The sequence below is a fragment of the Pseudomonas sp. SDO5591_S426 genome, from assembly GCF_054070755.1.
Window position 1 is genome coordinate 23,120 of the sequence record NZ_JBSVXD010000056.1, and the last position, 8,112, is coordinate 31,231.

At 57.5% G+C, this 8,112-nt stretch carries 6 protein-coding genes; 1 reads left to right on the forward strand and 5 read right to left on the reverse strand.

The genetic code is table 11. The features are described 5' to 3' along the window. Positions 1–69: 69 nt before the first annotated feature. From ACW9JC_RS13715 to ACW9JC_RS13735, 5 genes are all read right to left on the reverse strand, one after another. Complete coding sequence (locus tag ACW9JC_RS13715; protein WP_457455375.1) at positions 70–2,226, reverse strand: lipase family protein; 2,157 nt, start codon at positions 2,224–2,226, stop codon at positions 70–72. A gap of 12 nt (positions 2,227–2,238) precedes the next feature. Then, positions 2,239–3,060: a hypothetical protein gene (locus ACW9JC_RS13720; RefSeq protein WP_457455377.1), complete on the reverse strand. Its 822-nt coding sequence runs from the start codon at positions 3,058–3,060 to the stop codon at positions 2,239–2,241. 243 nt (positions 3,061–3,303) lie between these two features. Beyond that, positions 3,304–4,074: a hypothetical protein gene (locus ACW9JC_RS13725; RefSeq protein WP_457455379.1), complete on the reverse strand. Its 771-nt coding sequence runs from the start codon at positions 4,072–4,074 to the stop codon at positions 3,304–3,306. After that, on the reverse strand, positions 4,074–4,913 hold the full coding sequence (locus ACW9JC_RS13730) for a DUF4123 domain-containing protein (RefSeq protein WP_457455380.1): 840 nt from the start codon (positions 4,911–4,913) through the stop codon (positions 4,074–4,076). Before ACW9JC_RS13730 ends, ACW9JC_RS13725 begins: the two co-directional genes overlap by 1 nt. After that, entirely contained in the window at positions 4,910–6,955 is a 2,046-nt protein-coding gene (locus ACW9JC_RS13735; RefSeq protein ID WP_457455382.1) for a type VI secretion system Vgr family protein, read from the reverse strand. The genes ACW9JC_RS13730 and ACW9JC_RS13735 overlap by 4 nt, the downstream gene beginning before the upstream one ends. A gap of 296 nt (positions 6,956–7,251) precedes the next feature. Between ACW9JC_RS13735 and ACW9JC_RS13740 the strand changes: the two genes are divergently transcribed. Continuing rightward, positions 7,252–8,064 carry an alpha/beta fold hydrolase gene (locus tag ACW9JC_RS13740; RefSeq protein ID WP_457455384.1) on the forward strand — a complete coding sequence of 271 codons (813 nt, stop codon included), beginning with the start codon at positions 7,252–7,254 and terminating at the stop codon, positions 8,062–8,064. The last annotated feature ends 48 nt before the right edge of the window (positions 8,065–8,112 follow it).

Below are 8,112 nucleotides of genomic sequence, written 5' to 3' on the forward strand. Positions count from 1 at the left end.
CCACTGTGGGAGCGGGCTTGCCCGCGATGGCGTCAGATAGGCCACCATCAATGCTGAATGTGCGGAGGTTCAAATTATCGAATCGATATCGAAGGTTTTCGCCGCCATCAAGCTATCGATGTGTCTTGGTCTGGGAGCCATGGCCAGTTGCTCGGCGGCCTGGTTTTGCGGGTGTGCCTGCCAGCGTGTCAGGCACTGGGCCAGTTGTTCGGGTTGAGCGCACAGCGCGCCATAGACATCTTCTTGCGTGATGTGCCGATAACGCAGGTTCGCCAGTCGCGTGCGGGTGGTTTTGATCTTGTCGATTTCCTGCTCGAGGGCTGTGATGAAGTTTTCCTGGCTGCGCACGTAAGCATCCGGCCTGGCTAGCAAATCACGTCGCTTGTCGCGCAGATTTTGCGTGACGACGACCAGTGATCCTTCTACGAACTCAAACTCTCGGGGGGTGACCAGCGAACGGTTAGACTCCGATGCTTCTTGCCAACGGCGTAGCACGGCCCAGCACGCCGGGATGTAGGCGCCCATCATGAAGTGGTTCCCGACCTGGAATATCTGCGCCAGCAATGATGGACGGTTCGGCAGGCCGTTATGTTGCTGCAGCGCCAAGGTACACGCGGCATGCTGGTTAATGACGTCACAACCTGGTTCCCAGAGGATCGAGGACATTTCCCTACCGTTAAACTGCACAGGCATGAAGTGGCGCAAGGTGCCGTGGTGTTCATAAGGCTCGCCGCTCAAGTTGGTGATGCCCGCAACGAATACCGATACGCCGAGCGGAACGTTGGTGAAGGCCAGCGCAGCCCCGGCGCCGAACACATCGGCCTTGGTGTTCATCCAGGTGCCGGGCACGCTGGGCACCGGGTCGTTGTGGTTGACCATGCGGTAGTGCACCAGCGGTTCAGCGCTTTTGACGAAGTTGGCGTCACCGGCGCGGGGGGCGCCGTAGGTGTAGAGCTGGAGGGTGTAATTGAAACCTTCACGTCCACGCAGCATTTCCGCGAGCAACAGTGCAACGGCGCCGCCGAGGCTGTGACCGCAAATCAAGATTTTTTGGCCGGCGTAAAATTTTTCGAGGTACTTCAGTGCAAAGTCGTATGCCTTCAGTGCACTCTCGTAGAAGCCACGGTGCACCTTGCTGTCGGTGCCCTCAAAAGGAACTTGGTATGCATCGGCATCGCGCAGGCCATCGGGGATATATTCAGAAGTACCCCGCACAGCAATCAGGATCAGTTCGTCGTTGTGGGTGATGAAAGCCTGGGTATCGGTGGATTTCGCCCCGATTTTTCTGTCGTCGAGAAAATGAACCTTGGCCGGGTGTTCCTGTTCATCTTCCAGCTCGGGATTGTTGACGTCATAGAGAACCGGGTCGAACGGCACGATCTCCAGTCGTTTTGAATACGGCACATCTTCATACAGCGGGTAGTAAGGTTTGGCTTGCTTCGACTCGATCCGCCACAATTCATCGAACGTGGCCAAGGCTTCACCAAACCAATTTCCCACGCTCGGTTGCAGCGGGAAGCTCACGGTGGTCTCTTTCACGGGGGTTTCTTCTGGCTTTTGACCAAAAGGGCAGTAACTCAAGGTGGCCATCAATGCGAGTTGGTAGAGGTTCAGCGCGCAGAATTCGGGGCCGGTCGACAGCATTGGGCGCAAGGCCCGCAGCGGTCGCACTTCCAGCACGGTGTGCTGCTGCGGCAACAGTGCAAGGCCGAGCTTGCCATGTTCGCCCATGATTTTTGTCCGTCCCAGGCCATCCGGGCGACTGAGCTCTGGAGGTAAATGCGAAACATGCTTGACCAGATGACGCACTTCCACCTGGAGGAACTCATCGGCGCAGGCTTGGGCGGGGTTTTCCATGGTGCGGGTTGCGTCTGAGTTCAGATAGCGGGTTTGCTCGGCGCGTACCTGGAGTTCGGTGATTTTTAAGGGGTAGTGGGGTCTCGTCTGTAAGTCTTTATACAGCTGTTCTGTACCTTCGTACGTATCGTGGAAAACCAGCGCAATCGGCCCGGCAAAATGGTTGGTGACTGTTCCCGTGCCCGTGATATCGAGATAGCCGCTGTACTTCTGCCCCTCCGAATCGATCACCGTATAGACCAGTCCGGCATACGGTTCGCCAGAACCAGACTCGTCGACCAGTTGAAAGCTGCTCCACTTGCCTTGTACCGGGCATGACAGCACTCTGCTACCCAAACCTGATGACAACTCTTTATCCATTGACGTCATGTCCAAATCTCCTTATTCCGTGCAGCCGGGGTAAATGGTGCAGACGCGGCCATCCGGCATCTTGAAGTGGCTGAAATCCGTGTAATTGCCATTGCAATAGGCACGTTGGTCCTCAAAACCTTTGCCCATGCAGCGCTTCCAGCCCCCGGGCACTTCGACCCAGGTGTCTCCCCAGCCAGGCCGCTCTTCTTTAGCCAGCGTGATCTTCATTTTCACGACCTTACCCGGCAGTTGATCGAGGGTGTACGCCGAGAACGGACGACCCTTTCCCAAGTCGCCTTGTGCGTTGGTTTTTTTGCAGTCGAGTATTTTGACGATGCGCCGCGAGGCTCCCGCGGTGCGAAACAACCATTGGCACTCGCCGAAAAACGTACTTTCACCCGAGTCGCTGAAAGTGCGCTGGTACTGCGCCTCCAACTCATACCGAACGGCGACGTTGGCGTTGTCGCCGCCAAAATCTCCCCGGGTTTTGCCGTAGGAGGCATTGATCTCCAACTCAATGCGCCTGATTACCAAAGGGCAGCCGCTGACCGTTCTGTACAAGGCAACTTCGGATGTAGGTGCGTAGGATTCACGCCATTTCAAGTTATACCCAACCTCAGTGTTCCTCCCGCCGGGTACCGTGCAGGTTTCACCTTTGGCTGGCACATACACGGCAATGGCCTGATACGCGAAACCAAGCGGCAAATCCGCCGTGAAAGTGAAGGTATTCGGCTGGCTGGCGCAGCCGGCGGTCAGCGCGAAACAACCACTCAGAATTGTCGTGCGCAACGCAGAGGTGAATCGCAAGTGTGGGTTAGCGTCGAACATCCAATGTTCCTTGTCCGGTGACATGGCACAGACTCCGGGGCCCGGATGTGAAAGACCTTCCATGGCCAGATCACAACACGACGTGTCGGAGTCGTTTCCGTGCAACGTTAACAAGAGACTCAATGAATTGATGTCAGACGCTTCCCAAATTGCAGTCTGCTACTCGGATGTTATCGACGGAGTTCACTCGAGGAGGGCACTCCTGCACTCTGCTGCCCAAACCTGAGGACAACTCTTTATCCATTGACGTCATGTACAAATCTCCTTTTATTCCATGCAGCCTGGGTAAATGGTGCATTGGCGTCCGTCGGGCATTTGAAAGCCGCTGAAGTCTTTGTAGTTGCCGTAACAAAACGCGTACTGGTCTTCGAAGTTGTCGCCCATGCACCTCTTCCAGCCGTTAGGCACCTTGACCCAGGTGTCGCCAATGGCGGGGCGTTCCTCTTTAGCCAGCGTGATCTTCATTTTCACGACCTTGCCCGGCAGTTGATCGAGGGTGTACGCCGAGAACGGGCGACCCTTTCCCAAGTCGCCTTGCGCATTGGTTTTTTTGCAGTCGAGGATTTTTCTGAGGATGCGGGGCTTGCCCGAGGTGCGGAACCACCATTGGCACTCGCCGAAAAACATACTTTCACCCGAGTCGCTGAAAGTGCGCTGGTACTGCTCTTCCAACTCATCCCGAAAGGCAACATTGGCGCTGTCCGCGCTAAACTCTCTGCGGGTTTTGCCATAGCTCGCATTGATATCCAGCTCAATGCGCCGGATCACCAAGGGGCAGCCTTTGCGCGTGCGGCGGATGGTGATTTCGGCATCCGGCTCGTATTGCGTTCGCCATTCCCGATTGAACGTGGGCGCTATGTTGTCGCGGTTCTCAACGGTGCAGGTTTCACCCTTGGCGGGAACGTAGTAGACCGTTGCGACGTAAGCGAAACCGGGCGGTAAGTCCGCGGTGAAAGTGAAGGTATTCGGCTGGCTGGCGCAGCCGGCGACCAACACGATGCAGCCACCCAGGCCCGCGGCTCGCCAAACACCGTTCATCACGGCATCACCCCCCGCAGTACGTACACCCGCTCAAAATGTTCAGCCGGCGTTTCCCCGGCACGCACCTGCCAATGCGCTGCGAGGGTATAGGCCGGTGCCTGCAGACTCTGGACCAGCAGAAACTCCAATTGCTGCGGCTCATGCCAGCCCCATGCATCCGCTTGCGCCAGCCGATCGCGCAGCCAGACGTCCGGGTCGTGCAGTTCGGCGAGGTCGGCGTAGGCTTTTACATGCTCGGCCAGCAGGTAGCGATGGGCATTGATCCGCAGGATTTCGTTCGCCTGTGAAGGGTGAACCGGTGTGCGCAACCACAAGGGGTCGCTGGGCACGGGATAACTGTCGGGGGCAGGGTTGTTGGCAGTTTTCCAGTCTGCGCCATCCCAGTAGCAGACACTGACCGCCGGCCCGAGGTAGGGCGAATAAGTCTCGGCGGATAATTGTTCGAGGGCTCGGGCCAACACCCGATTGTCGTGAAAGCGATACAGCGCCTGGTGCGGGCGCGTACCGATGAGCAACCGTTCATGCCAGTGTTTGATCAGTTTGGGCAGGTCACCTTTTTGCAGGCTGGCCAGCCATCCCCAGTCGCGCTGCGGATGCTTGAGGAGTTGATCGATGCGACCGTCGCCGGGCTGGTCGAGGGTGAAGATGAACGGTCCGGCATCCGCCAGATCAGCGATGTCAGTACCCTCGTAGACACTCACGTATTGCTCGAATTGGCTGGAGCTCAATAGCAACTGGCGAATGTCGCGTTCATTTTCCGAGTCCAGTATCAAACACAACGAATGACCAGAACGTTGCTGATCAGACATCCAGTGGCGGGGAAACGAGTCGGTCATGCGATGGCTCCTTTGGGCAGGCAGATACCTTCGCGACAGGCTTCACAAATCGGGCAAAAGTCCGAAGCCATCATCTTGCTGGCCGTCATTAATGCGCTTTGGCTGGGTGCTAACAGGGGAGGCAGTTGCGGTGGCGCTGATAGCGCGTCAACCAGCCCGGGTGCCGATATGGCTGAGCCCGGCACCGGAGCGCCACCGATCTGTATATCGCTGCTGCTGAAAATACCGCCAAGGCCCATCACGATGTGCTGGCCTCCGATCCGCAAGCTGATGCTGGTGCCCGCCTCAAGAACCAGATGCTGACCCGCCTTGATGCAGACCTGCTCGCCCACATCGATGACCAGGGATTGATCGACGCGGGTGTGGCTGTTGCTGGCGATGTGTACCTTGCGATCGCCCCTGACGGTGCGGTGCTCTTGAGCCTCCAGCACCGTAACGCTGTTGCCCTTGACCGTTTCCCGACGCTCATTGCCCACTTCGAGGCGGCTGTCGTTTTCGATCTTCTGTTCCATGTCGCGTTGGGCGCGCAGGTAGATCAACTCCCGGCCGACGCGATCCTCAAGATGCAGTTCGTTGAAGCCTGTGCTGTTCGGTGAACTGCGGGATCGAAATACACTGCGGGTCTTGTGTTCCGGCAGTTCGTAGGCCGGCGGGTTGATGCTGTTGATCAGGCAGCCGCTGATCACGGGATGGTCGGGGTCACCCTCCAGGAAACTGACGAGCACTTCCATGCCCACTCTTGGCAGGGTGACGCTGCCATGGGCATTGCCCGCTGAACTGGAGGCCACCCGCAGCCAGCAACTGCTTTTATCGTCATGCCGGCCTTGGCGATCCCAGTGAAACTGCACCTTGACCCGACCGTATTGGTCGCAATAGATCTCCTCGCCTTTGGCACCGGTGACCGTGGCGGACTGACTACCGAGCATTCGAGGTTTTTCGTGGCGCAGGGGCGGGCGGTAAAAAACGTCCCAGGGCGTGGCGAGAAAGCGGTTGCGATAACCCTGAACAAAGTCATTTCCCAGGCCGGTTGTATCGTGGTCAGCGTTTTCTTCGAGTACGCCAGGTTGTCGGCCTTCATGGCTGATTTTTGTCAGTAGCCACAGATCATTCAATTCGCTGATCGGATGGTCGGATAGCTGTAGAAAATAACCGGCAACCAGGGCCGGTTGATCGCTTTCTCCCTCGGCCAGACGGTGATCGGCGCGGTGGCGTTCCAATGCTCGTTGACTCAGCAGTTTGCCGCGCTCGCCCTGGGTGAAACGGCCCGGGTAAACATAATCTTCCAGATTCGGCTCAGCGTAACCGGGCTTGGCTCGGTACTCGGATTCCAGCAATCTGCTGGCTTTTTTAAAGTCGTAATCGCGGTGTGTGGTGCGACTGGTTCGGGCGACCATTTGCAGCTTGAACTGCTTGATGACCGGCTCTTCGGCAACCATGCCGCTGTCTTGTCGATATGGCGTCGTGCCTTCAATCCGGGGGAATACTGACTGACTGTCGCCAAACACCAGCAGATGTTTTTCGCGGCTATGACAGAAGTGATAGTGCAGGCCTTCCTCTTCGCAGAGGCGCTGGATGAAGTGCAAATCCGACTCCCGGTATTGCACGCAGTATTCGCGAGGAGGATATGCCGAGACCAGATGAAACTCGTGAAACTCACGGTGCAGGCCGTGATCCTCCAGTACTTGCGCAATGATCTGCGGGACGGTCAGTTGTTGGAAAATGCGCTGGTTGGTTCGGTGCGCCAGATTGGTCAGCTGAGGTACCAGCGTCAGGCTGTAACGAGTCAGGCGTTTGCCGCCATCGCCACGGGCGACGCGACTGACTTGGCCGTGAATGCCATTGCCATGCTCGTTGAAGGCCAGGAAAGCCTGTTTATGCAGCAGGTTTTCCAGGTCCAGATCGGGTCGTTCGCTAACCAGTTCGATCTCGAAGGCGTAGGGTTCACTGATGTACTCGTTGCCTGTGAACTCAAGGACCTGAAAGTCGTGTTCATAGTCAGTGATGGTGAGGGTGAAACGGGTATCGGGGCGCGTATTGAACATTCATGACTCCTTGTCCTGCAACGTGGCACTGACTCCAAGGCGTAGTTCCAGCGCGTGCAAAAAAGTCTTCCTTGACCTGATTACACGCAATCGCCCTGAAGTCCGGTTCAGTGCAACGCTATCAAGGCTGCCGATGAATTGATGTCAGACGCTTCCCAAATGCTGTTACAAATCACCAACGAAAATCCGCGTCCCAGTGCGTCGCATCAAGGCCAAAGGCTGAAACGTTTGGATGATTGACGGCCAATGGCGCACGGCTCAGTCTTGGCATTCCAATTTTGGCGAGTAGACAGTCAATGCCCTTCGTAACGATAGATGGACAACCCCTCCACTACATCGACCAAGGCAGCGGCCCGGCCGTCCTGCTGGCCGGCAGTTACCTGTGGGACCAGGCCATGTGGGCGCCGCAGATTGCCGCGTTGTCGCAGCAGTACCGGGTGATCGCCCTGGACCTGTGGGGCCACGGTGAATCCGGGCCGTTGCCCGCAGGCACGACTTCGCTGGACGATGTGGCGCGTCAGGCCTTGGCGCTGCTTGATCATCTGGATATCGATCGGGTGACGCTGGTCGGGCTGTCGGTCGGCGGAATGTGGGGCGTGCGTCTGGCGTTGTCGGCACCGCAGCGGCTCAACGGGTTGGTGCTGATGGACACTTACGTCGGCGTCGAACCGGAGCCAACTCGCCAGTACTATTTCTCGTTGTTCGACATGATCGAGCAAACCGGTGTGATCGCGCCGCAGCTGCTGGACATCGTAGTGCCGATTTTCTTCCGTCCGGGTATCGACCCGCAGTCGGCGCTTTATCAGGACTTCCGCGCCAAGCTTGCTGCACTACCACCGGAGCGCTTGCGCGAAAGCATCGTGCCGATGGGGCGGATTACCTTTGGCCGGGATGATCTGTTGCCGCGATTGGGCGAGTTGGATGCGGCGAATACGCTGGTGGTGTGCGGTGATCAGGACAAGCCGCGGCCACCATCGGAGGCCCATGAAATGGCGGAGTTGATCGGTTGCGAGTGCGTGCTGGTGCCGGAGGCGGGGCATATTTCCAATCTGGAGAATCCGGGGTTTGTCACCGCCGAACTGCTGAGGTTTTTAGCCGAGAGAACTTAGTCGAAGCTACTGACGCCATCGCGAGCAAGCTCGCTCCCACAGGTAATC